Annotated in this window: 24 protein-coding genes and 1 tRNA gene; 10 read left to right on the plus strand and 15 right to left on the minus strand. The window is 62.2% G+C overall.

Features of this window, described 5'->3' with window-relative positions; genetic code table 11:
• The first annotated feature begins 58 nt into the window (after positions 1-58).
• The 4 genes from ACO54Z_RS07370 (at position 59) to ACO54Z_RS07385 (ending at position 3,808) form a co-directional block, all read left to right on the plus strand.
• Positions 59-1,075: an Ldh family oxidoreductase gene (locus tag ACO54Z_RS07370; protein ID WP_170166209.1), complete on the plus strand. Its 1,017-nt coding sequence runs from the start codon at positions 59-61 to the stop codon at positions 1,073-1,075.
• A gap of 32 nt (positions 1,076-1,107) precedes the next feature.
• A complete protein-coding gene (locus ACO54Z_RS07375) occupies positions 1,108-2,340 on the plus strand; it encodes an NAD(P)/FAD-dependent oxidoreductase (protein ID WP_485996436.1) in 1,233 nt (410 codons plus the stop codon).
• Positions 2,341-2,382: 42 nt separating this feature from the next.
• Positions 2,383-3,099 (plus strand): helix-turn-helix transcriptional regulator, encoded by a 717-nt coding sequence (locus tag ACO54Z_RS07380; protein ID WP_485996437.1) that lies wholly within the window; start codon positions 2,383-2,385, stop codon positions 3,097-3,099.
• Between the two features lie 223 nt (positions 3,100-3,322).
• A complete protein-coding gene (locus ACO54Z_RS07385; protein ID WP_485996438.1) occupies positions 3,323-3,808 on the plus strand; it encodes a hypothetical protein in 486 nt (161 codons plus the stop codon).
• 59 nt (positions 3,809-3,867) lie between these two features.
• On the opposite strand, the gene serS is transcribed toward ACO54Z_RS07385, so the two are convergent.
• The 3 genes from serS to greA all read right to left on the minus strand — a co-directional run bounded on the left by serS (position 3,868) and on the right by greA (position 6,129).
• Entirely contained in the window at positions 3,868-5,148 is a 1,281-nt protein-coding gene (gene serS, locus ACO54Z_RS07390; protein WP_485996439.1) for a serine--tRNA ligase, read from the minus strand.
• A gap of 12 nt (positions 5,149-5,160) precedes the next feature.
• Complete coding sequence (locus ACO54Z_RS07395; protein WP_485996440.1) at positions 5,161-5,490, minus strand: outer membrane protein assembly factor BamE; 330 nt, start codon at positions 5,488-5,490, stop codon at positions 5,161-5,163.
• 156 nt (positions 5,491-5,646) lie between these two features.
• The gene (greA, locus tag ACO54Z_RS07400; RefSeq protein WP_485996441.1) at positions 5,647-6,129 is read right to left on the minus strand and encodes a transcription elongation factor GreA; all 483 of its coding nucleotides are present in this window, start codon (positions 6,127-6,129) and stop codon (positions 5,647-5,649) included.
• A 158-nt stretch (positions 6,130-6,287) separates the two neighbouring features.
• On the opposite strand from greA, the gene ACO54Z_RS07405 reads away from it, so the two are divergent.
• Positions 6,288-7,166, plus strand: a complete 879-nt coding sequence (locus ACO54Z_RS07405) for an NAD(+)/NADH kinase (protein WP_485996442.1) — start codon at positions 6,288-6,290, stop codon at positions 7,164-7,166.
• Positions 7,167-7,169: 3 nt separating this feature from the next.
• Positions 7,170-8,870 carry a DNA repair protein RecN gene (gene recN / locus ACO54Z_RS07410; protein ID WP_485996443.1) on the plus strand — a complete coding sequence of 567 codons (1,701 nt, stop codon included), beginning with the start codon at positions 7,170-7,172 and terminating at the stop codon, positions 8,868-8,870.
• A 110-nt stretch (positions 8,871-8,980) separates the two neighbouring features.
• Here the strand turns inward: recN and ACO54Z_RS07415 are convergent, their stop codons facing one another.
• The 12 genes from ACO54Z_RS07415 to ACO54Z_RS07470 form a co-directional block, all read right to left on the minus strand.
• Positions 8,981-9,298 (minus strand): DUF1820 family protein, encoded by a 318-nt coding sequence (locus ACO54Z_RS07415; protein WP_298079346.1) that lies wholly within the window; start codon positions 9,296-9,298, stop codon positions 8,981-8,983.
• The gene (locus ACO54Z_RS07420; RefSeq protein WP_485996444.1) at positions 9,295-10,119 is read right to left on the minus strand and encodes a 3'-5' exonuclease; all 825 of its coding nucleotides are present in this window, start codon (positions 10,117-10,119) and stop codon (positions 9,295-9,297) included. Before ACO54Z_RS07420 ends, ACO54Z_RS07415 begins: the two co-directional genes overlap by 4 nt.
• A gap of 270 nt (positions 10,120-10,389) precedes the next feature.
• A complete protein-coding gene (locus tag ACO54Z_RS07425) occupies positions 10,390-11,013 on the minus strand; it encodes an FMN-dependent NADH-azoreductase (protein WP_485996445.1) in 624 nt (207 codons plus the stop codon).
• A 91-nt stretch (positions 11,014-11,104) separates the two neighbouring features.
• Entirely contained in the window at positions 11,105-11,731 is a 627-nt protein-coding gene (locus ACO54Z_RS07430) for a YdbL family probable chaperone protein (protein WP_298081613.1), read from the minus strand.
• An 18-nt stretch (positions 11,732-11,749) separates the two neighbouring features.
• Positions 11,750-12,319 carry an elongation factor P gene (gene efp / locus ACO54Z_RS07435; protein ID WP_298081614.1) on the minus strand — a complete coding sequence of 190 codons (570 nt, stop codon included), beginning with the start codon at positions 12,317-12,319 and terminating at the stop codon, positions 11,750-11,752.
• A 39-nt stretch (positions 12,320-12,358) separates the two neighbouring features.
• Positions 12,359-13,453 carry a redox-regulated ATPase YchF gene (gene ychF / locus ACO54Z_RS07440; protein ID WP_485996446.1) on the minus strand — a complete coding sequence of 365 codons (1,095 nt, stop codon included), beginning with the start codon at positions 13,451-13,453 and terminating at the stop codon, positions 12,359-12,361.
• Between the two features lie 38 nt (positions 13,454-13,491).
• Complete coding sequence (gene pth / locus ACO54Z_RS07445; protein WP_485996447.1) at positions 13,492-14,064, minus strand: aminoacyl-tRNA hydrolase; 573 nt, start codon at positions 14,062-14,064, stop codon at positions 13,492-13,494.
• Between the two features lie 6 nt (positions 14,065-14,070).
• Complete coding sequence (locus tag ACO54Z_RS07450) at positions 14,071-14,709, minus strand: 50S ribosomal protein L25/general stress protein Ctc (RefSeq protein WP_485996448.1); 639 nt, start codon at positions 14,707-14,709, stop codon at positions 14,071-14,073.
• A gap of 68 nt (positions 14,710-14,777) precedes the next feature.
• Positions 14,778-15,716: a ribose-phosphate pyrophosphokinase gene (locus tag ACO54Z_RS07455; RefSeq protein ID WP_298081372.1), complete on the minus strand. Its 939-nt coding sequence runs from the start codon at positions 15,714-15,716 to the stop codon at positions 14,778-14,780.
• 45 nt (positions 15,717-15,761) lie between these two features.
• Positions 15,762-15,837, minus strand: a tRNA-Gln gene (locus tag ACO54Z_RS07460).
• 113 nt (positions 15,838-15,950) lie between these two features.
• Positions 15,951-16,493, minus strand: a complete 543-nt coding sequence (locus tag ACO54Z_RS07465) for a lipoprotein insertase outer membrane protein LolB (RefSeq protein ID WP_485996449.1) — start codon at positions 16,491-16,493, stop codon at positions 15,951-15,953.
• The gene (locus ACO54Z_RS07470) at positions 16,477-18,117 is read right to left on the minus strand and encodes a tetratricopeptide repeat protein (protein WP_485996450.1); all 1,641 of its coding nucleotides are present in this window, start codon (positions 18,115-18,117) and stop codon (positions 16,477-16,479) included. The genes ACO54Z_RS07465 and ACO54Z_RS07470 overlap by 17 nt, the downstream gene beginning before the upstream one ends.
• A 142-nt stretch (positions 18,118-18,259) precedes the next feature.
• Between ACO54Z_RS07470 and hemA the strand changes: the two genes are divergently transcribed.
• The 4 genes from hemA (at position 18,260) to ACO54Z_RS07490 (ending at position 23,886) form a co-directional block, all read left to right on the plus strand.
• Entirely contained in the window at positions 18,260-19,534 is a 1,275-nt protein-coding gene (hemA, locus tag ACO54Z_RS07475; protein WP_485996451.1) for a glutamyl-tRNA reductase, read from the plus strand.
• Positions 19,535-20,617 carry a peptide chain release factor 1 gene (gene prfA / locus ACO54Z_RS07480; protein ID WP_485996452.1) on the plus strand — a complete coding sequence of 361 codons (1,083 nt, stop codon included), beginning with the start codon at positions 19,535-19,537 and terminating at the stop codon, positions 20,615-20,617.
• An 89-nt stretch (positions 20,618-20,706) separates the two neighbouring features.
• The gene (locus ACO54Z_RS07485; protein WP_485996453.1) at positions 20,707-22,131 is read left to right on the plus strand and encodes an efflux transporter outer membrane subunit; all 1,425 of its coding nucleotides are present in this window, start codon (positions 20,707-20,709) and stop codon (positions 22,129-22,131) included.
• Positions 22,132-22,203: 72 nt separating this feature from the next.
• A complete protein-coding gene (locus ACO54Z_RS07490; protein WP_485996454.1) occupies positions 22,204-23,886 on the plus strand; it encodes a toxin-antitoxin system YwqK family antitoxin in 1,683 nt (560 codons plus the stop codon).
• The last annotated feature ends 288 nt before the right edge of the window (positions 23,887-24,174 follow it).

The following is a 24,174-nucleotide window of genomic DNA, read 5'->3' on the forward strand; positions in this document are numbered from 1 at the left end:
CCCTCCCCGACCCGCCCCAAATTCCTGTCCCACCCATCTCCAACCCCCGGAGTCGCCCATGCCACACCTCACCTACCCCGAACTGCACGCCCTGCTCGCCGCCACCCTGCGCGCCGGAGGCTACAACGAAGCACACGCCGCAGCCATCGCGGAAGTCCTCGCCCGGGCAGAGCGCGACCAATGCCGCTCGCACGGCATCTACCGCCTGACCGGCATCCTCAAAAGCCGCCGCGCCGGACAGAACCACGGCGCGCGCGAACCCACCATCGACAACCCGCCCGAACGCGCCATCCTCAAAATCGACGCACACGGCGAATTCAGCCCGCTGGCATTCAGCCGTGGCGCGCCACTCCTGGCAGAAAAAGCGCGACGCCACGGCATCGCGGCGATGGCTATCAACCACTGCCTGCACCTCTCTGCCCTCTGGCCGGAAGTCGAAACCCTTGCCGGACTGGGCGTTGGCGCGCTTGCCATGTGCCCGAGCAGCGCTTACGTCGCCCCGTCCGGTGGCAACGCGCCCCTGCTGGGCACCAACCCGCTCGCCTTTGCCTGGCCCAACGGCGACGCACCGCCCTACATTTACGACTTCGCCACCTCCGTCGTCGCGCGCGGCGAAATCGAACTGCACCGCCTGGACGGCAAACCGCTGCCGGACGGCTGGGGCATTGACGCCGACGGCGCCCCAAGCCGCGACCCGGCGGCGGTGCTGGCGGGCGCACTCCTGCCCTTTGGCGGCCACAAAGGCTCGGCCATCTCCACCATGATCGAAATCCTCGCCGCCGTGTGGATTGGCGACCACCTGAGCAGCGAAAGCAGCGAAGCCGACGGCGGCCTCGCGCCCAACCACGGCACCCTGCACATCGCCCTCGATCCCGCCGCCTTTGCCGCCACAGACCGTCTCGCCCATGCCGAAAAACTGCTTGCCGCCATCCGCGCCCAGGGCGCGCGCCTGCCGTCCGAGCGCCGCTACGCCGCCCGCGCCGCTGCCGCCAAAGAGGGCATTGCCATCAGCCAAGAAAACCTCGACCGCCTGCAACGCATGCAACAGGGCGACCTCGACCTTGAGCTGCATTGAGCCAACGTTTCCTTCCAACCCCTGAAAAACCCATGAACACCCACATCATCGGCGGCGGCATCATCGGCCTCACCATTGCCCTCAACCTGTGCCAACGCGGCGAAACCGTTACCCTGCACGAGGCCGAAACACCATTTGGCGGCGCATCACTTGGCAACGCCGGGCACATCGCCACCGAATACAACTATCCCGTTGCCAGCCTCGCCACCTTGCGCAAACTCCCGGCGATGCTCATCAATCCGCTCGGCCCGCTACGCATCGACTGGCGTTACCTGCCGAAAATGCTGCCCTGGGGCTGGCAGATGTTCACCAACATGCTGCCCGCGCGCTACCAGCACAACCACCGCGCCCTGCTCGCGCTCAACCGGGAAAGCCTTGCCGCCTGGGAACGCCTCGCCGCGCGCTGGCAACTGGCGCCGCTTCTCCGCCACGATGGCATCCTGCACGTTGCGAGCCGCGCCAAAACCGCCGCCCGCCTGCCTGCATACGCCGCGCAACTGCAAGCGCTGGGCTTTCCCTGCCAGTATTTGCACGGCGACGAACTGCAAGAACTGGAACCGGCGCTCGCCCGCCAACACGGCGGCATCCACTACCAGCGCTCGGCGCATATCATCGACCTTGCCGCCCTCGGCGCGACCCTCGCCCAAGCCCTACGCGCGAGCGGTGGCAACATCCGCGAACACAGCCGCATCACCGCTGCCCGCCGCGAAAACAGCGGCTTCAGCCTCAAAGCGGAAAATGGCGACAGCCACCATGCCGACCGCCTCATCCTCTGCGCCGGTGCGCACAGCAAGGCGCTGGCCGACAGCCTCACCGGCCTGCGTGTACCGCTGGATACCGAACGTGGCTACCACCTTATGCTGCCACACGAAGCCGCGCGTCTGCGCCTGCCCGTCTCCAGCATCGACCACAGCTTCGTCATGACACCGATGCAGCATGGCCTGCGCCTCGCCGGTACGGTGGAATACGCGGGACTCGAAGCGCCGCCGAACATGGCGCGCGCCAACAACCTGCACCCGCTCGCGGAAAAACTGCTGCAAGCCCCGCTGGACGCCCGCGATGCCCAACCCTGGATGGGCTTCCGCCCGACCACCGCCGACAGCTTGCCGGTCATCGACCGCGATGGCGACCTGCTCCTCGCCTTCGGCCACCAGCACCTCGGCCTGACGCAAGCGGCGCTCACCGCGGAAATCCTGGCGGCGCTGTACTTCGACGAAACCCCGCCGCTGGATCTCACCCCCTACCGCCTGCACCGTTTCACCTGAAACCTGCACGGAACCGGGTGAGGATTACTATAAAATTGCCGCATGACCCGCACCCAACGCCTGCTCACCCTGCTGCAACACCTGCGCGACAGCCGCCGTGCCGTCAGCGCGTCCGCGCTCGCCGCTCGCCACGGCGTCAGCCTGCGCACCATCTACCGCGACATCGACACGCTGCGGCAACAGGGCGCGGACATCCGTGGCGCGGCGGGAACCGGTTTCATGTTGCACAAGACGGACTTCCTCCTGCCGCCGCTGATGTTCGACGAAGACGAAATCGAGGCGCTGGTCTTCGGCATCCGCGCCACCATCGTCCAGGGCGATGATGACATGACCGCCGCCGCGCGTCGCCTGCTCGGCAAAATCCACGATGTGCTGCCGGAAAAATGGACGGCACGCCTCGCCGCACAGGCCTTCTATCCGCTCAGTGGCAAAAAAACGGCCACCTGCGGCGCGGCAGAGCAACAGGCGCTGGCGCACATCCGCCGCGCGCTGCGCGGGCAGCGTACCCTCCGCTTCCGCTACACCGACGCCGCCGGACAGACGAGCGCGCGCACGGTGTGGCCCATCGCCCTCGGCTACTTTGAAGACGCGCGCCTGCTCGCCGCCTGGTGCGAATTGCGCCGGGACTTCCGCCATTTCCGCTGCGACCGCATCGCCGCCGCCGCCCCCGGCGCCCCTTGCCCGCAACCGCACGCGCTACTGCTCAAACGGTGGCAGGCGCAGGAAAAGCTGGACCTGCTGCGCCTGTACGGCTTTTGAGCGCCAAACGCGGGGTGCCATCGTGAGAATGCGATAACAGAGGCGGTTGACCATAAATTAACGGACGGCACGCGGTCTGTCGCCGATATAGCCATCCACCGAAAGCCTCATACGGTGTTGCGTCGCCTCGCCGTACAACCGCGTACTGTCTTCGGCGACGCGCCTTGTCTGAAACTTTCGGTGGATGGCTATAATGTTTGTCCCCATTAACCGGAGCCTCTCCATGACATCCCCCCGCCCGCTATTCGTAGCGCTTGCCCTGGCGCTTGTCAGCACGCACTTTCCCGCCCTGGCCGCTGCGCCCGCACCCCCCGTTACCGCTCCCGCCCCCGCGCGTGCCGACTGGCGCGTACTCGGCGAATTTGAATCGCGCGGCCTGCGCTATCTTTATGTACTGGTGCCGAAGCCGGAAAACCGCGCGCAGCTCGTCGCGCTGGCGGAGGCGATTCATCAGGCCGAGCCGGACGCCTGGCTGTGGCTGAGCGACAGCGACGAAAAAATCGCCGAAATCATCGCCGCCAACCAGGCGGGCGATACGGCGAAGCTGCTGCCGTTGCAGCCGTGGTTGCAGCAGCATATCGTCGCCAACAGCGTGCTACTGCTCAATCCCGACCGCAGCCGCAGTTGGGTGTTGTACGAAGGTGCGACGCGCGAGACACAGATTGCCACGCTGCCGTGTCTTGATGGCAAGGGGCGATGCAAGCCGTAAACCCTTTGACTGCCCATAAAAAACGCCACCGGAGGGTGGCGTTTTTGCTGGCGGCGGGATTATCGCAGCGGGCGGATTTCCGTGATGCCGCCCATGTACGGCAACAGCGCTTCCGGGATGGTGATGCTGCCGTCGGCGTTCTGGTAGTTTTCGAGGATGGCGACGAGGGTGCGGCCAACGGCGAGGCCGGAGCCGTTCAGGGTGTGGACGGGCTGCGGTTTTTTGCTGTCTTTCGGGCGGTAGCGCGCCTGCATCCGCCGTGCCTGGAAGTCGGTGCAGTTGCTGCATGAGCTGATTTCGCGGTATTTGCCCTGCCCCGGCAGCCACACTTCGAGGTCGTAGGTTTTGGCAGACGAAAAGCCCATGTCGCCGGTGCAGAGGAGGACGACGCGGTAGGGCAGATTCAGCTTTTGCAGGATGTTTTCGGCGTTGGCGGTGAGTTTTTCCAGCTCGTCGTAGCTGGTTTCCGGGGTGACGATTTTCACCATTTCTACTTTGTCGAACTGGTGCTGGCGGATCATGCCGCGCACGTCGCGCCCGTGTGAGCCCGCTTCGGAGCGGAAGCAGGGAGTGTGCGCGGTGTAGTAGAGCGGCAAGTCGGCTTCTTCGAGCACGGTGTCGGCGACGAGGTTGGTCAGGCTGACTTCGGAGGTGGGAATGAGGTAGAAGTGGCGCTCGCCGAGGGCGGTTTTGAAGAGGTCTTCTTCAAATTTGGGCAACTGCCCGGTGCCGAACAGTGCCTGCGCGTTGGCCACATACGGCACATACATTTCGGTGTAGCCGTCGTCGCGGGTGTGGACGTCGAGCATGAACTGGGCGATGGCGCGGTGCAGGCGGGCGAGGTCGCCGCGCAGTACGGTGAAGCGCGCGCCAGCGAGTTTGGCGCCGTTGTCGAAATCGAGGCCGATGGCTTCGAGGTCGGCGTGCTCTTTTGGCGGGAAGTCGAAGACGCGCGGCGTGCCCCAGCGGCGCACTTCGAGGTTGTCGTCTTCGTCCTTGCCGACGGGGACGCTTTCGTGCGGCGGATTGGGGACGGTGGCGAGCAGCGCGTCCAGCGCGGTCTGGATTTCCGCGTAGTGTTGTTCGCTTTGCTGTTGTTCGGCGTCGAGCGCGGCGACTTGTGCCATCAGCGCGTCGGTGTTCTCGCCTTTTTTCTTCGCCTGGCCGATTTGCGCGGAGAGGCTGTTGCGCTGTGCTTGCAGTTGTTCGGCCTTGACTTGCGCGGTTTTGCGCGCGTCTTCGAGGCGCTGGTATTCGTCCAGCGGGAAGGTATAGCCACGGCTTTGCAGGCGCGCGGCGATGGCGGCGGCGTCCTGACGCAGGAGTTTGCTGTCTATCATGATGTTTTCCTTTTATTTTGCGGTGATGTCTTGGTTTTCGACGTGGGCGACGGTGTTGTCAGCGCTGTAATAGATGACGAGGCGGCGGTGGTAGGTGTGTTTGCTGTCGCCGGCGAAGTAGGTGTAGAGGTAATTGGCGCGGTCTTTGTGGAAGGGGTCGGTCAGTTGCGGCGTGCCGAGCAGGCGTTCGACTTCGGCGCGGCTCATGCCGGGCTGGATGCGGGCGATATCGGCATCGGAGAAGATGTTGCCCTGGATGACGTCGGTTTTGTAGAGGAAGGGGGTGTAGTTGCCGCAGCCGCAGAGGGCGAGGGCAAGCAGACAGGGGAGGGCAATGCGCATGAGTTTTCCTGTGGAGAATCAAGGAGGGCATTATAACGCGCCATTTTGCCGCCGGGCAGGCATGAAAAATCCCGCCGGAGCGGGATTTTGATGACCGTAATGTCCCCATGAGCAGCGCATAAAAAACCCGCGTACAAGGCGGGTTTTGCAAATAAATTATTCCTCGTAACGCACCGCGAGGATTTCCAGCATTTTGCGGCCACCGGGAATGACCACTTCTACCGTCTCGCCTTCTTCTTTGCCCAAGAGAGCGCGCGCAATCGGGGAGGTATTGGAAATCAGCCCGGCTTTAATATCGGCTTCATCTTCGCCGACGATTTTATAAGTCATTTCTTCGCCGCTGTCGCTGTCTTCCAGCTCAACCGTGGTGCCGAAAACCACCTTGCCATTTTGCGCGAGATTCATCACGTCAATCACATTGGCGTGGCTCAATTTATGCTCCAGCTCGCGGATGCGGCCTTCGATAAAGCCCTGCTGTTCGCGCGCGGCGTGGTATTCGGCATTTTCCTTCAAATCGCCGTGTTCGCGCGCCTCGGCAATCGCCTCAATCACACGCGGGCGGTCTTCGCTTTTCAATTTTTCCAGTTCAGCGCGCAAAGCCTGCTCGCCTTTCTTGGTCATCGGGATTTTTACAGTCATGGATTACTCTCTGATGGGGATTTACATAAGAAAAAGCCTTGCCGCAGCAAGGCTTGTTTGAGGCGCGTATTCTACCGCTTTCGCCGCCGCTTTGCCTGGCGATTTTCAAGCCGCCAAGCCCCGCTATAATGCGCGCATTTCACCGCCCCCACACCATCATGCCCCAAACCTTCCGCCACATCGGCATCATCGGCAAACTCGGCGCCATCCGTGTGCAGGACGCCCTTACCCGCACCCTCGCCGTCCTCGAACAGCGCAACCTGCGCTACAGCCTCGACCCCGACACCGTTCCGCCCGAATACCAGGCCATCCCCGCCGCCCGCCCGGTCAGCGCCTGGGATGACGTGGATCTGTGCATCGTCATCGGTGGCGACGGCACCTTCCTCTACGCCAGCCGCGCGCTGATTGACCGGCAAATCCCGTTGATTGGCATCCACACCGGCCGCTTGGGCTTCCTCGCCGACCTCACTCTCGACGACCTTGCCGCCCAGCTCGACCGCATTCTCGCCGGACATTACCAGTGCGAACAGCGCCACACCCTGAAAGTCACCATCGACAGCCGCGACGGCAGCGCTGAGCATCTCGCCATCAACGACGCCGTCATCCGCAGCAGCAAGGCACAAATGATCGAGCTGGACGTGTACAGCCACGACCGCTACTTAAGCCACTACCGTGCCGACGGCCTCATCATCGCCACCCCGACCGGCTCCACCGCCTACGCCCTCGCCGCCGGTGGCCCCATCATCGAACCGAACCTGCCGGTCAGCCTCGTCGTCCCCATCTGCCCGCACACCCTGACCCAGCGCCCGGTAGTCATCGACGCGCGTAGCCCGATTACCATCACCCCCGGCGCCAAAACCGGCGGCGCGCAGCTCAGCATCGATGGCCAGCAACAACACCGCCTGCATCACAAAGACCGTATCACCATCCGCGCCGGTATCCCGCTGCCGGTGCTGCACCCGGAAAACTACCACTTCCAGGACCGCCTGCGCGCCAAACTCAACTGGGGCATCGCCCCCGAAGACAGCCACGGATAACCCATGCTCGAACAACTCACCATCGACCAAATCGCCATCATCGAACACAGCGAAATCCACTTCCGCCCCGGCTACAACGTCCTCACCGGCGAAACCGGCGCGGGCAAATCCATCCTCATCGACGCGCTCGGCCTCGTCCTCGGCGAACGCGCCGACGCCAGCAGCATCCGCCACGGCGAAAAACGCGCCACCGTCAGCGCCACCTTCCGCGACCTCAGCGCCGCGCACCAGCAGGCACTCGCCGACGACGGCCTCGACGACCCGGACAACCCCGGCCAGGTCGTCATTCGCCGCACCCTGCGCGACGGCGGCAGCAAAGCCTGGGTAAACGACCAAAACGTGACCGGCGGCAAACTCAAAACACTGGCCGCCGCGCTGGTGAACATCCACGGCCAGCACCACAACCAGGCGCTGCTCAAAAACGACGAACAGCGCCGCCGCCTCGACCGCTACGCCGGACACCGCGAACTGCTCGCCGCCTGCGCCGACGCCTACCGCCACTGGCAACAACTCGAAAAAGACCACGCCGCCTGGCAAACCGCGCGCACCAGCGACGAAGAACGCCTCGCCCTGCTCGCCTACCAGCTCGACGAAATCGAACAACTCGCGCCGCAAGAAGACGAATTTGACGAACTCGCCGCAAAACAAACCCTGCTCGCTAGCGCCGACCAAATCCTTGCCAGCGGCAGCCGTCTCGCCGAGCAACTGAGCGACGGCGAACACAACCTGCAAAGCGCCTTGCGCCACGCCCAGCGCGAAGCCGAACACCTCGCCGCCCTGCACGAATCCTACCGCGAAACCGCCGAACTGCTCGAACAAAGCGCGGTGTACCTGAGCGAGGCCAGCGACAGCCTCGCCAAACAACTGGGCAAAATCGAACACGACCCCGAAGCCCTTGCCGAGACCGAAGCGCGGATGAGCGCGCTGCACGCCCTTGCCCGCAAACACCACATCGTCCCCGGCCAACTACCCGCGCACTGGCAACAACTCGCCGCCGAACACGCCGCCCTCTCGCAAAAAAACCAGAGCGGCAGCGCGTTAGAGGCCGCCTGCCGCGCCGCCGAGGCCGACTACCACGCCAAAGCCGCTGCCTTGAGCGCCGCGCGACAAAAAGCCGCCCCGGCACTCGCGCGCGACGTCGAACAATGGATACACCAACTCGGCATGGAAAAAGCCACCTTCGCCATCGGCGTCCAGCCCGCCGCCCGCCCTGCCGCGCACGGCAACGACGACATCACCTACACCCTCTGCGCCAACCCCGGCCAGACCCTACAACCGCTCGCCAAAGTCGCCTCCGGCGGCGAACTCTCGCGCGTCAGCCTCGCCATCGAAGTCGCCTGCCTCGACGAAACCCCGACGCCGCCGCCGACCATCATCTTCGACGAAATCGACACCGGCATCGGCGGCGAAATCGCCGACACCGTTGGCCGCCTGCTGCACACCCTCGGCCAAAACCGGCAAGTACTGTGCATCACCCACCTGCCACAAGTCGCCGCCTACGCCGACGCGCACTACCGCATCGAAAAACACAGCGACAACCACGCCACCCAAACCCGCGTTACCGCGCTGGACGACGAAGCGCGCATCACCGAAATCGCGCGGATGCTCGGCAGCGCCGCGAGCGACACCAGCCGTGACCACGCCCGCACCATGCTGGCGCGCAAAGCCAGCGTAAACATCACCCCGCGCCGTCGCGCGGTCTGACACTATCTGTCTTCAGTGACGCGCCTTGTCTGAAACTTTCGGTGGATTGCTATAAACAGGTTCCAACAGCACCTGCGGCAAACAAAAAGAAGGCACAAGGCCTTCTTTTTTTACAACGCGGGCGGAAACGGTTTGATTTTGGGATTGCCGCTGCTGGCGCTGTGGATGCGGCTTTCGCCCTGGCGCTGCACCTTGTCGATGCGGATGATTTGGTGGTAGGGGACGAAGGCGGTGCTGACGTCGCCAAATTCGGCGGTGAGGCGCTCGACGCGCGGGTCAATCAGCACCTGCGTTTCTTCGTGGAAAAGGAAGCCTTCCAGGCAGATGAAGCCCGCCATGTCGGCGGGGAAGACGTGGCGGACGTAGAGGTCGTAGTAGTGCTGTTCGGTTTTGAACTGCACGCGGTAGATGGCGTCTTCCGCACTCATGCGCCGCGTTCCGCCCAGGCCTGCAAAAATTCCTGCCAGTGTTCGCTTTCCTGGTCTTGCAGGAAATTTTGCGCTTCTTCAAGGCTTTGCTGATATTCCGCAGCGGTGAGGTTGCCGCGCATCAGCTCGAAGCGCAGGTACACGAGGTAGGTGTTCAGCACGTCGGTTTCGCAGTAGTCGCGGATGCCCTTGATGTCGCCGCTCGTGTAGCGCTCCTGCACCGCGCTGCCGTCCATCGCCAGTTTGCCGGGGAAGCCGCAGAGTTTGGCGACATCGTCAAGGCTGGCAACGGTGCGCGCCTGGTAGCCGGAGAGGACGTCCATCAGGTCAATGTGGCGCCAGTGGTAGCGGTTTTGGTAGTTGTTGAAGCGGTAGGTGTTGTCGTGGTCGCCCACTTCAAAGTAGCGCTGCGCGGGGATGCCGTGAAAGAGGGCGCGGTAGTGCAGAACGGGCAGGTCAAAACCGCCGCCGTTCCAGCTCACCAGCGTCGGTGCGTATTTTTCGATGCCCTGAAAGAAACGCTGCACGATTTCGTATTCGCTGCTCGCCTCGTCGCCCAGTGACCAGATTTTCAGCCCCTGCGCGGTTTTCATTGCCACCGAGATGGCAACGATTTTGTGCAGGTGGTGGCGCATGAAGGTGCTGCCGGTCTCGGCAAGGCGCTCGCTGCTCATCATGCGGTAGATGGTGTCGTCGTCCAGCTCTTGCGGCGGGTGGTTGAGCAGGCGGTAAGCGGCAACGTCGGCGACGGTTTCGATGTCGAAGATGAGGACGTTATGAATCATGGTGGTGGTTTTGCTGGTGTTGGCAGGGTTATACATACACTTGAGCGCTCAAGGTGTATGTTAATCGGGTTGGCGGGATGCGGACGGGCGGTGTTTCTATTGTGGTGTGTTCCGCCTGCAATTTTGTTTAATTTGCGGTACTGCGCGATGGTGAAGCGTTTTGGCAAAAGGCATCGTGCGTGCCACCAGTAACCCCACCCCGCCCATCCCCCACAGGGGGAGGGAGCAGAGCGGCGGTATTTGGGTATTTGATTCCAGCCACAAGAGCAGGAGTGGTGCGCCAAGGCGCACCCTATTGTTGATGGTTTACCGGGTGAATGTGTCCATTTTTGCATCAATGTCGGCGCAGGCTTTGGCGACGGCAGCGTCCAGTCCAGTAGTTTTTGTAGTACCTTCGGCGCGCACCGCATCCACGCTGACGAAACCAAGGAGGCGCAGCACGTCTTGCAGATATGGCACGGTGTGCTCCATCGCGGCACGTCCGCCTTCGCTGAAGACACCGCCGCTGGCTTGCAAAATCAACGCCTTGTGTGTGGTCAGCAGGCCTTCGGGGTTGCCGTTCGCGTTGTAGCGAAAGGTTTCGTCGGGGACGACGATGCTGTCAATCCAGTCTTTGAGGCGCGCCGGGATGCCGAAGTTGTACATCGGATAGGCGATGACGAGGCGCGGTGCTGCTTTGAGTTGGGCAACATTCGCGTGGATACCGGCGAAGTATTGTGTTTCTTCGGCAGTCGGTTGTTCTCGGCGGAAGACGGTTTTGATGAAGATGTCCAGCACCGCCTTGTCGAGGCTCGGTTGTTTGCTTTCCGCGAGATTGACGACTTCTGCGCTGCCTGCGGGCAGTTTGGCGAGCAGGTGCGCCACCATGCGGTTGGTCGCGGAGCAGGCGGAGTGCGGGTCGGGATGGGCGTTGATAATCAGGGTTTTCATGTTGTGCTCCTTTTGTCGGGGCGATGCGTTATAGCCGCCATATCTGCTCTTGTTGTCAGGTTACGCGCTAACCCAACCTACGCTATTGCGGTTATTTTTGCTTCCAGCTGCCGCCGCTTTGGTACCACCAGCCGCTTTGTGCCTGGCTTATCCAGCGTTCGGCAAAGGTTTTCTGGATTTGTCCCGCCCAGCCGGGCTGGTTGTTGGCGTCCGCTATCGCCTGGTAGAGCGCCTTGCGGTCTTTGTTTTCGGCATTGACCAGTTGGTTCATTCGCGCGCGTTCGGCCATGCTGGCCGCATTGGCGTCATGCACGGCGACGAGGCCGTCGCCGGTGAGACCGACCGCACCGCTGTCAAGGAAGGGGCGCAGTTCACCGAAGCGGCTCGCCATGCGCGCCTTGATTTGTTCGATTTGCGGTGAGGAGGCGTTGAAGTCCACGTTTTGCGCGTGGGCTTCGCCGCTGATGGCGCTGAGTGCGGCGACGACGATGCGGCGCGGATCCAGCGCGCTGTGTTCGTTTTTCGCGCCGCTGTTTTTGGCAGCGGGCGGGGTTGTCGCCGCTTTTGTCGCCTCCGCTGCGCCGCCCTGCTGGTGCCAGACGTCAAGGATGATTTGGTCGGCGGCTTTTTCGGCGGCGGCCGCCGGGAAGTAGATGTTGACGGTGACGCAGGAGACGACGGCGATGGGGGCGAGCAGGGCGAGGCTGCGTTTGTACATGGGACTCCTCCCGGCGGGTTATTCTTTGGCGCGTCCGAGGTATTCGCCGCTGCGGGTATCAACGCGGATGACGTCGCCGATGTTCATGAACAGCGGTACGCGCACCACGGCGCCGGTTTCCAGTGTTGCCGGTTTGCCGCCACCGCCGGAGGTGTCGCCGCGCAGGCCGGGGTCGGTATCGACGACTTTGAGTTCGACGAAGTTCGGCGCGGTGACGCTGATGATGTTGCCGTTCCAGAGGACGACGGTACACAGCGCCTGTTCCAGCATCCATTTGTCGGCATCGGCAACGGCGGCCTGGTCGGCTTGCAGTTGTTCAAAGGTTTCCGGGTGCATGAAGTGCCAGCTGCTTTCGTCTTTGTAGAGGTACTGCATTTCGGTTTCGTGGACGTCGGCGGCTTCGACGCTGTCGCCGGATTTGAAGGTGCGTTCGATGACGCGGCCGGTTTTGAGGTTGCGCACTTTGACGCGGTTGAAGGCTTGTCCTTTGCCGGGTTTGACAAATTCGTTTTCGACGATGTTGTACGGGTCGCCGTCCAGCATGATTTTCAGGCCGGCCTTGAATTCGTTGGTTGAGTAGTTCGCCATGGGTTGCTCCTGTTGGAAATGGGTGGGGTGGGGATGGTATCAGACGTTGAAGCGGAAATGGATGACGTCGCCTTCTTGTACGCGGTAGTCCTTGCCTTCGAGGCGCCATTTACCCGCTTCTTTTGCGCCCGCTTCGCCGTGGTAGCGGATGAAGTCGTCGTAGGCGATGACTTCGGCGCGGATGAAGCCGCGTTCAAAGTCGGTGTGGATGACGCCGGCGGCCTGCGGCGCGGTGGCGTTTTCCGGCATGGTCCAGGCGCGCACTTCTTTGACGCCGGCGGTGAAGTAGGTGCCGAGGCCGAGCAGTTGGTAGCCGGCGCGGATGACGCGGTTCAGCCCCGGCTCGGTGAGGCCGTAGCTGGCGAGCAGTTCGCCCTGTTCTTCGGGGGCGAGTTGCGACAGTTCGGCTTCTATTGCGGCGCAGACGGTGACGACGACGGCGTCCGCCTGTGCCGCCTTGTCGCGCACCTGTTGGACGTAGGCGTTGTCGCCGTCGATATGGGTTTCATCAACGTTGGCGACGTACATCATCGGTTTCATCGTCAGGAGGAACAGTTCGCGCATCGCCTTGCGCTCTTCGTCGCTCATCGGCAGGGTGCGGGCGAGGTTGCCGTCTTCGAGGTGCGGGGTGAGGCGGGCGATGATGTCCAGTTTCAGTTTGGCATCTTTGTCGCCGCCCTTGGCAACGCGCACCAGGCGCTGTTGCGCTTTTTCCAGTGAGGCCATGTCGGCCAGGATCAGCTCGCTTTCAATGACCTGGATGTCGGCGAGCGGGTCGATTTTGCCGGCGACGTGGACGATGTCGTCGTCATCGAAACAGCGCACTACCTGTGCGATGGCATCGGTCTCGCGGATGTTGGCCAAAAACTGGTTGCCCAGTCCTTCGCCTTTGGAGGCACCGGCGACCAGTCCGGCAATATCGACAAATTCCATCGTCGTCGGCAGCACCCGCTCCGGTTTGACGATGGCAGCGAGCGCATCCAGCCGTGGATCGGGCATATAAACGATGCCGGTGTTCGGCTCGATGGTGCAAAAGGGGAAGTTTTTGGCGTCAATCCCCGCGTTGGTCAGGGCATTGAAGAGTGTCGATTTTCCGACGTTCGGCAGTCCAACGATGCCGCAGTTAAATCCCATTGTGTGTTTCTCTCTGGTTTCGCATGAAACGGCTGCGTTTAGCCGCCGCTATGCAGGCGGTGCATCGCTTTTTCCGCGCCGTCGCGCACGAGTAGCGGCAGGATGGCGAGGCCGCGCGCGATGGCGTCGTCTATTTTTTCCTGCTCTATCTTGCCGGGCGGATGCAGGACGTAATCCACGACCTGATTGCGGTCGCCCGGATGGTTGATGCCGAGGCGCAGGCGATAGAAATCTTTGCTGCCGAGTGCGGCGATGATGTCGCGCAGGCCGTTGTGGCCGCCGTGGCCGCCGCTGTATTTCAGTTTGACCGCGCCTTCCGGCAAGTCCAGTTCGTCATGGACAACGAGGATTTCTTCCGGCGCCAGATCGTAAAACTTGGCGAGCGCACTGACGGCGCGTCCGCTGGCATTCATGAAGGTGAGCGGTTTGAGCAGGTGCAGCGGCTGCTGCGCCAGCGTGATTTTGCCGTATTCACCCTGAAATTTTTTGTCTTCGGCGAGCCGTCCGCCTTCGCTGGCAGCGAGCTGATCCAATAGCCAAAAACCCGCGTTGTGGCGGGTTTTTTGGTAGCGGGCGCCGGGGTTGCCGAGGCCGACAATCAGTTTGATCATCCGCGATTACTCGGCAGCGCTTTCGCCCTCGTCTGCGGCAGCGGATTCTTCGCTTTCAGCGGCACCGCGTTGCGGGTGAACGATTTGCGCAACCACGGCTTCAGCGCGGTCATCGTCGTGCAGCAGGCGCACGCCTTGCGGCAGTTTCAGGTCACGCAGGTGGATGACATCGCCCAAGGCAACGTCGGTCATGTCAACTTCAACGTATTCTGGCAGGTTGCGCGGCAAGCAAACGATTTCCACGCTGTTGAGGTGGTGTTCGACCAGTCCGCCCGCCTTGACGCCGACACTGCCTTCTTCGTTGACAAAGTGCAGGCTGACGGTGGCTTGCAGTTCCTGGCCACGAACAACGCGCTGGAAGTCCATGTGCTGATAGAGCGGTTTGTAGAGGTGGCGTTGTACATCGCGTACGATGACTTCGATGTCGCCTTTGCCTTCGACTTGCAGATTGATGATTTGCGAATAGAAGCTGTCAAAACGACCAAATTTGACCAGATCGTCCTGTTTGACGGCAACTGCCAAGGCAGCTTCTTCGCCACCGTAAACGATGGCAGGCACCAGTCCTTGACGACGCAGGCGGCGGCTCGCACCTTTCCCGCTATCCTGGCGAACGATGGCGCTCAGGGTGTAGGCATATTCACTCATGGTTTTCTCCGTAGGATAAAAAAGAGCGCTTGCGACCAGCGCTCTTCAAGGTTGTTCGCGGTTCGTGTCTAGTTGACGAACAGCGAGGAAATGGATTCTTCGACGTGGATGCGGCGGATGCTTTCGGCAACCAGTCCGGCGATGGAAAGCACGCGGATTTTTTTGCAGGCTTTCGCTTCTTCACGCAGGGCAACGGAATCGGTCACAATCAGTTGATCCATGCCGGATTTTTCGATGTTGGCGATGGCGTTGCCGGACAGGATGGCGTGGGTACAGTAGGCCGTTACGGTACGCGCCTTGCGTTCTTTCAGCGCGGTCGCCGCATTGGACAGGGTGCCTGCGGTGTCAACCATGTCATCCACGATGATGCAGTCGCAGCCTTCAATACTGTCGCCGATGATGTTCATCACTTCTGATTCGTTCGGGCGCGGGCGACGCTTGTCGATAATTGCCAGTTTGGCGTCAATCTGTTTGGCGGTGGCGCGTGCACGCAAAACCCCGCCAATATCCGGCGATACTACCACTGGGTTTTTGAAATCTTGTGCCAGCAGGTCATTGAGGATGATCGGCGTGGCGTAAATGTTGTCCACCGGGAAATCAAAGAATCCCTGTATTTGGTCGGCGTGCAGATCCAAGGTCAGGACGCGGTCAATGCCAACGCCGACAATCATGTTGGCAACCACTTTGGCGGAAATCGGCACGCGCGCAGAACGCGGACGGCGGTCCTGGCGGGAATAGCCAAAGTAGGGAATGACGGCAGTAATGCGGTTGGCAGAAGCACGGCGCAGGGCATCGCTCAGGATGAGCAGTTCCATGATGCTGTCATTGGTGGGATGACTGGTCGGCTGAATAACAAAAACGTCCTTGCCACGGACGTTTTCTTGCAGTTCTACCCGGATTTCTCCGTCGGAAAATTTGTCAACGATAGCGTTGCCCAATGGCAAGCCGAGATGCTGGACAATCTGACGGGCAAGTTGCGGATTCGCGTTACCCGTGAATACGGTCATGCTGCCTCTGGACACGTTTTCACCTTGGATGTTGGGTAGAAGAGATGGCTGGGGTGGAAGGATTCGAACCTACGAATGCCGGGATCAAAACCCGGTGCCTTAACCACTTGGCGACACCCCAATTTTTGAACAACGGGTTATCCGCCCGTTCCCCGCCTCGGTCGGCGAGAGGCGCGCATTATAGCGATTTGTTCTGTGTGCGCAAGGCGGATACCGCAGTTTTTGTGCATCTGTTTATATTGTCGTCATTTTTTGCACGACCAGCTTCATCTGGTAGTCTTTTTGTTTCAGACGGATGCTGTGGTAATACGCGCCCTGCCAGTCGCGGACATCGACCTGCCAGCCGTCGGCGTTGAAACTTTCGTCGCTGCGTTGGGTAATCAGCCAGTTGGCGATGGATTCGAGCGGCACTGGCAGGCCGACTTCTTTTGCCAGTTCTTCTTTGCTCATCACTTCTTCGCGCGCCCCTTCGCGCACGTTGATGACACCACCGCGATAGTCAATGCGCATCCGTTCCTGGCCGAAGGGGTCGGTGATGACCAGCAGTTCGTCCTGGTTATGGTGGGTCCATGCCATGTTGGCGTTGACGCCTTTGTCTTCGCAGCCACGGCTGCGGTGGCATTCGGGGTAGCGCATCGCAATTTTGCCTTCGGCGCGCCAATGTTGCGGGTTGAGCGTGGTGGTGTAGCTCGCGTTTTCGTCTTCTGCGGGCGGCGTCGCGCAGCCGGCGAGGAGCAGGGCGAGGCCGAATGCCGCCAGTTTATTTTTTCTTGTCATGGTCGAGTCCCAGTTTTTTGCCAATGGATTTGAGGGCGAGATTGTCCGGCTGCCCCTGTTTTTCGTAGCGATAAACTTCGGCGGCGAGCGCCTTGTCGCCGGATGCGTCCAGCACTTCGATGTAATGCGCGGGTATTTCGTCGTTGCGATAAGCGGCGTAGGCGCGGCGCAGCCAGTTGAGCGCGTCTTCGGTTTTGCCCTGGCGGTAAAGCAGCCAGCCGTAGCTGTCCTGAATCGCCGGGGAATCCGGATAGAGTTTGATGGCCGCTTCTATCAGTTGCGCTGCTTTTTTTTCGTCGTCCGTTTGCGTCAGCAGCATATAGCCGTAGGCGTTGAGCGCGTCGATATTGGCCGGGTCGGCGGCGAGGATTTTGTTGAACTGCTCCTCGGCTTCCTTGAGATTGCCGCGCGCAGCGTTGAAATCGGCGAGGACGTAGAGCAAATCAACCTGATCGGGATAGCGCGCCAGCGCTTCTTTCAGCAATTTTTCCAGCCGCCGCCATTGCTGCGTCCGCCGCAGTTGCGCCGTTTCAACCAGATAGGTGTCCAGCACCTGCGCGTCATCGGGAAATTCCTGGCGCAAGGCGGCAAAACGCGCCTGTGCCTTGTCGTAATCGCCCCGGTTGAACGATAGCAGCGCCAACCGCTCTTGCGCCTGCAAATAACGCGGCGAATCGGCAGCAATCTCGCCGAGCAGGGTAGTGGCAACATCCGCTTGCCCGCTGCGCTCGGCGGCGTTGGCGACAAAAAACAGATAACTGTTCATGTCAATGCGATGGCTGTCCAGCAACTCGCGGAACGCCTGCAACGCTGCCGGATAATCGCCCGCCGACGCATACAACTGCGCCACCAGCTGCCGCACCGTTGCATCCTGCGGGCGTAACTCCTTCCAGCGCAGGGCGAGGGTAATCGCATCCTGCCACTGATAATGCGCAACCAGCATATCCACATAGGCCGAAAGCAGATTGATATCCTGCGGATAGCGGGTGGTGATGCGATCCATAATCTTGCGCGCCTCCTGCAACTTGCCGATGCTCGCCAGCACCTGCGCCTGCATCAGCTCCAGCTCGCGCCAGTTGCCGTCGAGGGCAATGGCATCGCTGAACGCCTGCACCGCCGTCGTCACCTTGCCCTGCTCCTTTGCCATCAGGCCAAGATAATAATAAAGATACGGATTCTTCGGGAACTGCGCGCTCAGCCGCTGTAACAACACCAGCCGGGTTGCGCTGTCCGGGAACTCCGCCAGCACGCGGAAAATCTGCGCCACCATCTGCGGCCCGCCGTCGGCATCAAGCAAGGCCGACATCTGCGCCAGCGCCTCATCGCCGCGACTGTCGGCAAGCAGCACGCGCAACAGCGCCAGCCGCGCGTCCAAATCCCTGGGAAACGCCTCCAGCCAGACACGGGCAATCTTCTCGGCGCGGGCAAAATCGCGCGTATCCCAGGCGAGGCCATACCCATACTCCAGCGCGTCATACTCGCCGCTCTCCACCGCCACATCCGCCATCGTATTGAGCGCGGCGCCGAACTTGCCCGCATGGTCCTCAAAACGCGCCGTCATCGCACCGTACAGCCACTGCGACGACTGCGACCATTGCGGTTGCGACTTGCGCTGCGCGGGCACGGCGAACCCCTGCCCAAGGAACATGGGCAGCGCACAGAACAACGCCAAAGACAAACGGTTACGACGTGGCAATCTGGACACCATCGGCTGAAAGAGAAAGCGCGATAGCTTAAAATACCTACATGAAACTTTTAATGACCATATGTTGAACCCCCACGACCCGCCCGGCAAAACCATCACCGCCTACGGCCTCAACCACCACACCGCCGACGCCGCGCAGCGCGAAAAATACAGCTTCACCCCCGACGAAACCCTCACCGCCCTCGCCGCCTGCCGCGAAGCCAGCGGCGCGAGCGAAATCGCGCTGCTCTCCACCTGCAACCGCAGCGAAATCTACACCGTCGGCGGCGACCCCGCCCGCCTTGCCCAATGGCTCGCGGCGGCCAAACACACCACGCCGGAAGCCCTCGCCGCCATCACCTTCCACTACCGCGACCGCGATGCCATCCGCCACATCTACCGCGTCGCCAGCGGGCTGGACTCGCTCATCCTCGGCGAACCGCAAATCCTCGGCCAACTCAAACAGGCCTACCACCTCGGCAAAAAAGCAGGCACCATCGGCGGCGTGCTGGAGCGCCTCTTTCAGCAGAGCTTCGCCGTCGCCAAACAAATCCGCCACAGCACCCAAATCGGCGCCAACAACGTCTCCGTCGCCGCCGCCGGCGTCAAACTCACCCACCGCTTCTACGACGACCACAACCGCCGCACCGCGCTCATCGTCGGCGCAGGCGACACCGCACGCCTCGTCGCCAAATACCTGAAAGACAACGACATCAAGCGCCTCATCATCGCCAACCGCACCCTCGCCCACGCACAAACACTGGCCGAAGAACACGGCGGCTTCGCCATCAGCCTCGAACAACTGCCGGCGCAACTGCACGAAGCCGACATCATCATCGGCGCGGCGCGTAGCGACCGCACCCTCATCAGCCGCGAACACATCAAAGAATCCCTCAACCGGCGGCGCAACAGCCTGCAAGTCCTCATCGACCTCGCCATCCCGCGCAACTTCGACCCCGCCATCGACACCCTGAACCAGGCCTTCCTCTACAGCGTTGATGACCTCGAACAAATCATCGACGACAACCTCAAAGCGCGACAAAGCGCGGCACGGCAGGCAGAAGCCATCATCAACCTCTACGGCGACGACCTCATCGGCTGGCTGCGCTCCAAGCCACAACAACAAATCGTGCGCAAAATGCGGGAAAACGCCAACACCATCCGCGAACAACTCCTACAAGAAAGCTACCGCCGCCTCGCCCACGGCGAAGACCCGGCACAACTGCTCGAACAACTCAGCCGCAAACTCACCAACAAACTGCTGCACAACCCCAGCGAACTCATCCACGCCATCCCGCCCGACCACAAAGACTGGCTCGCCATCATCGCCGACACCTTCAAAACCGAGACCCACTAAATGCACCCCGCCATCCGCGAAAAACTCGCCAGCCTGCGCGAGCGCCACGAAGAACTCAACGGCCTGCTCGCCCTGCCTGAAACCGCCGCCAACCCCGACCAACTGCGGCGCTACGCGCAAGAACACGCCCAACTCGCCCCCGTCATCGCCATATTGGACGCCACCGAAGCGCTCGAACACCAACTGACCGACCTCGCCGACCTCGAAAGCGACCCCGAAATGGCCGAACTCGCCGCCGCCGAACGCCCGGCACTCGAAGCACAAATCGCCGCCAACGAACACGCACTCGCACGGCACATGATCCCCAAAGACCCGCTGGACGGTGCCGACATCTACCTCGAAATCCGCGCGGGAACGGGCGGCGACGAAGCCGCCATCTTCGCCGGCGACCTCTACCGCATGTACGGCAAATACGCCGAACAAAAAAACTGGAAAATCGAAATCCTCAGCGAAAACCCCGGCGAACACGGCGGCTACAAAGAAATCATCAGCCAAATCAGCGGTAACAACGTCTATTCCACCCTCAAGTTTGAGTCCGGCGCGCACCGCGTGCAGCGCGTCCCCGAAACCGAATCCGGCGGGCGAATCCACACCTCCGCCGCCACCGTTGCCATCCTGCCCGTCGGCGACGACATCCAGCCGGTAGAAATCAACCCCGCCGACCTCAAAGTCGATACCTACCGCGCCTCCGGCGCCGGCGGCCAGCACGTCAACAAAACCGACAGCGCCATCCGCATCACCCATCTGCCAAGCGGCATCGTCGTCGAATGCCAAGAAGAACGCTCACAACACAAAAACCGCGCCAAAGCCATGCGCCTGCTCGCCGCGCGCCTCCTGGACGCCGAGCGCACCAAAGCACAAAACGAACAAGCCGCCGAGCGCAAAAGCCTGGTCGGCAGCGGCGACAGAAGCGAACGCATCCGCACCTACAACTACCCGCAAAGCCGCGTCACCGACCACCGCATCAACCTCACCCTCTACAGCCTCGCTGACATCCTCGAAGGCGGGCTGGACGCCATCATCACCCCGCTCCAACAAGAACAAGAAGCCAACGCCCTGCTCGACCTACAAAACAGCCTGTAACCCGCCCCGCCCTAACTAAAAAACCTGTAAAACCGCCTGCGGGCAACATGGCGTAACCTTGCGCAATCGATGCTTCACAAGGAACACCCATGAATGCCAAACCCCTCCTCCTCGCCGCCCTGCTTGCAGGCTGCGCCAGCACCGCCCCGCACAACCTGCAACAAGAGCTCGCACAAAGCGCCATCCCCGCCGCGTGGATGTTTGAGAGCAGCGATCGCGCCGTGAACCAGCACACAGAATGGTGGCGCGACTACGGCAGCGCCGGGCTTGACCAGCTCGTCGCGCGCGGCCTTGCCCACAACCAGAACCTTGCCGCCGCCGGCTTTGCCTGGCAAAAAAGCCGCATCGCACTCGAAAACAGCCAAGCCAACCGCGCCCCCGACTACAGCGGCAGCATCGGCGCGGGCGTGAACCGCAACCTCAGCCACGGCGGCCGCACCAGCCAGAACTACAGCACCAGCCTCGGCGTCAGTTACCAGACCGATCTCTGGGGCAAACTGCGCCTCGCCGAGAGCAATGCCCAATGGGAAAGCGAAGCCAGCGCCGAAGACCTGCTCGCCACCCGCCTCTCCCTCATCGGCGACATCGTCAGCGCCTACCTGCAAATCGCCAACCTCAACGACCAACTGGCGCTGAACGCCGCCTACCGGCAAAACGCCGCACAAACGCTGGAACTCACCCGCACCAAAGAACGCGCGGGCAGCGCCAGCCAGCTTGACCTGCGCCAGGCGGAACAAAACCGCACCAGCCTCGACGCCAGCCGCGACCAATTGCAAAACCAGCGGCAACAGGCTGAAACCACCCTCGCCAGCCTGCTCGGCGCGCCCGTCAGCCGCGTCATCAGCGGCGAGCCGAGCCTGAAAGCCCTCACCGTCCCCGCCATTGACAGCGGCATCCCGGCGCACCTGCTCGCGCAGCGCCCCGACCTGCGCGCCGCGCAATACCGCCTGCAACAAAACATCGGCAACATCGCCATCGCCGAACGCGACTACTACCCCGACCTCAGCCTCGGCGCGAGCCTTGGCACCGGCGCCGACCGCCTGCTGCAACTGCTGCACAACCCCGTCGGCGCACTCACCGCCAACATCACCCTGCCCTTCCTCAACGCCCACAAAAAGGCGCTCGCCGCCAAAGAAGCCGAAACCGGCTACCAGCAAAGCCTCGCCAGCTACCGCCAGACGCTTTACCGCGCCCTCGGCGAAACGCAAAACGCCATCCTCAACCTCCAGCAAAGCCGTGACGAAGCCGCCAGCCTGCAAACCCGCCTTGCCCAGGCAAAAGACATCGAAAACCTCACCCGCATCCGCTACCAGGCGGGCGCGGCGAGCCTGCAAGACGTGCTGGAAAAAGAAAACGCCACCCGCAGCGTCGAAGAATCGCAGCTTGCCAACCGCTATGAGCAGCTCGCGCGCAGCCTGACCCTGCACCTCGCCTTGGGCGGCAACCTGCAAGACAACGAAAGCGCGCGCCCGCAGCCGTCGCCCGCCAACGCGCCCGTAACACCCCGTCGTTGACCATTTGAACCGCAGCAATTACCCGGCGAACCCCCGCTATAATGCCCGCTCCCACAATCCCACGGAGACCCCATGATTCAACTCCCCGCCATCCTCATCACCCTTGGCCTCGCCGCCGCGCTGGTCAACCCCGAAGCCCCGCGCCGCGCCGAACCCGACAGCCCGCCCGCCGTCGCCATCAACCAGCTGGCAGCTCCGGCGCACATGACGGCCACCTGGCCGGAAGACATCCTCGACGCTACCCGCGCCGCCAAAACCGACATCGCCTACACCCCCGGCGACGAACAAACCTGGTACTTCAACGCGGGCGGCAGCCCCGTTGACCAGGCGACCGCAGGCGGTTACTACCGCAAGGCGCTGGGCAAAACCGCCGATGGCCGTCTCGTCGTCCAGGACTACTACCAGGACAGCGGCAAACCGCAAACCGCGCCCTTCATCCTCAAAAAAAACAGCGACCCGCACGACTTTGACAGCGACAACAGCGACAGCAAAACCGTCTGGTACCGCGAAGACGGCAGCGTACAAAGCATCCAGGACTACCGCGACGGCAAAGAAAGCGGCCGCCACAACTTCTACCAGAATGGCCGCCTCGCCGTACAACTGCCAAAAGCGGATGGTGACGACGACCCGGCGGACGACCCCTACAACCGCGACCTCGGCGAAATCGGCAGCGGCCTGCGCCTCTACTATCCCAGCGGCAAACTGATGGCCATCCTGCAAAGCGACGACGACGGCGCGCAGATCCTCTACCGCGAAGACGGCAGCCCGCTCATCGCCGTGCATAACAGCGCCGATGACAAACCGAAAGAAGTCAGCAGTTGGGACAAAGACGGCAACCTCCTCGACAACGGCCCCGCGCCCGAAGAGCTCGCCCCCATCCGCGCGCGCGGGAAAGAACTGCTTGACCTCGTCAAAGCTGAGCTCTTCCCCGCGAACAACGCCCCCGACCCGTTGCCCGAACCCGTCGCCCTGCCCGGTCTGCTCCCGGAAAACATCCTCGATGCACGACAGGCGGGCGCCGCCACCCTCGACTACACCCCGCAGAAAGACGGCCAAACCTGGTACTTCGACGCCAACAATGCCCCCGTCGCCAGCGCCAGCCCCGGCGGTTACTACCGCAAGGCGCTGGGCAAAACCGCCGATGACCGCCTCGTCGCCCAAGACTACTACCAGGACAGCCACAGCCCGCAGACGGCGCCCTTTATCCTCGTCAAAGACGCCGACCCGCACGACTTCGACACCACCACCGCGGACAGCAAAGTCGTCTGGTACCGCAAAGACGGCAGCATCTCCAGCGTGCAGACCTTCGCCGGCGGCAAGGCACAAAGCCGGATGAACATCTACCTCGATGGCCGCCTCGCCGCACAAATGCCGCGCCCGGAGCACCTTGACGAGCCGGACGACCCCTACCGCGCAGCGGGCGAGCTCGCCGACGGCATCCGCTACTACCACGACAACGGCCACCTGCTCTACCTCTACCGGCGCTACGCCAACGAAAGCAGCGAAATCCTCTACGACCGCGACGGCAAGCCGCTTGCTGCCTGGCGCGAACGCGCCGACGCCCCGTCCGCCGCCTGGAATATAACCGACGAGCATAGCGAAAAACGCGGCGCACTCGACGAAGCCATCAGACGCCGCGACCACATCCAACAAATGCTCGAAGACGAAGACGACGCCAGCCCGGACGGGCGCGCACAAACCGGTGCGGAAGAAGAAAAACCCGCCGCCGCATCGCCCGCACCCTCGCAGCCATAGCCTTTGCGCCGACACAAGCGCGGCAATCCGCCAATACGATAGCGCGTAAACCGGCTCGTAGGGCGTGTGCCGCAGGCACGCACGCGTTCCCCATTTTTCCCGCGTGCGTGTCGGCTGCGCCGCCACACCCTACGCCCAGAATCCGCCATAGGGCGCACCATCCGGGTGATGCGACGATTTTGCGACGGTGGCAAGAAACCGTCAGCTCGTAGGTTGGGTTAGGCGCTTGCGCCGTAATCCAACGTAGAAATTGTTGGGTCTCTCGCTACGCGAGCTGTTCCAGTCGCT

The sequence above is a fragment of the Cardiobacterium sp. genome, from assembly GCF_057314735.1.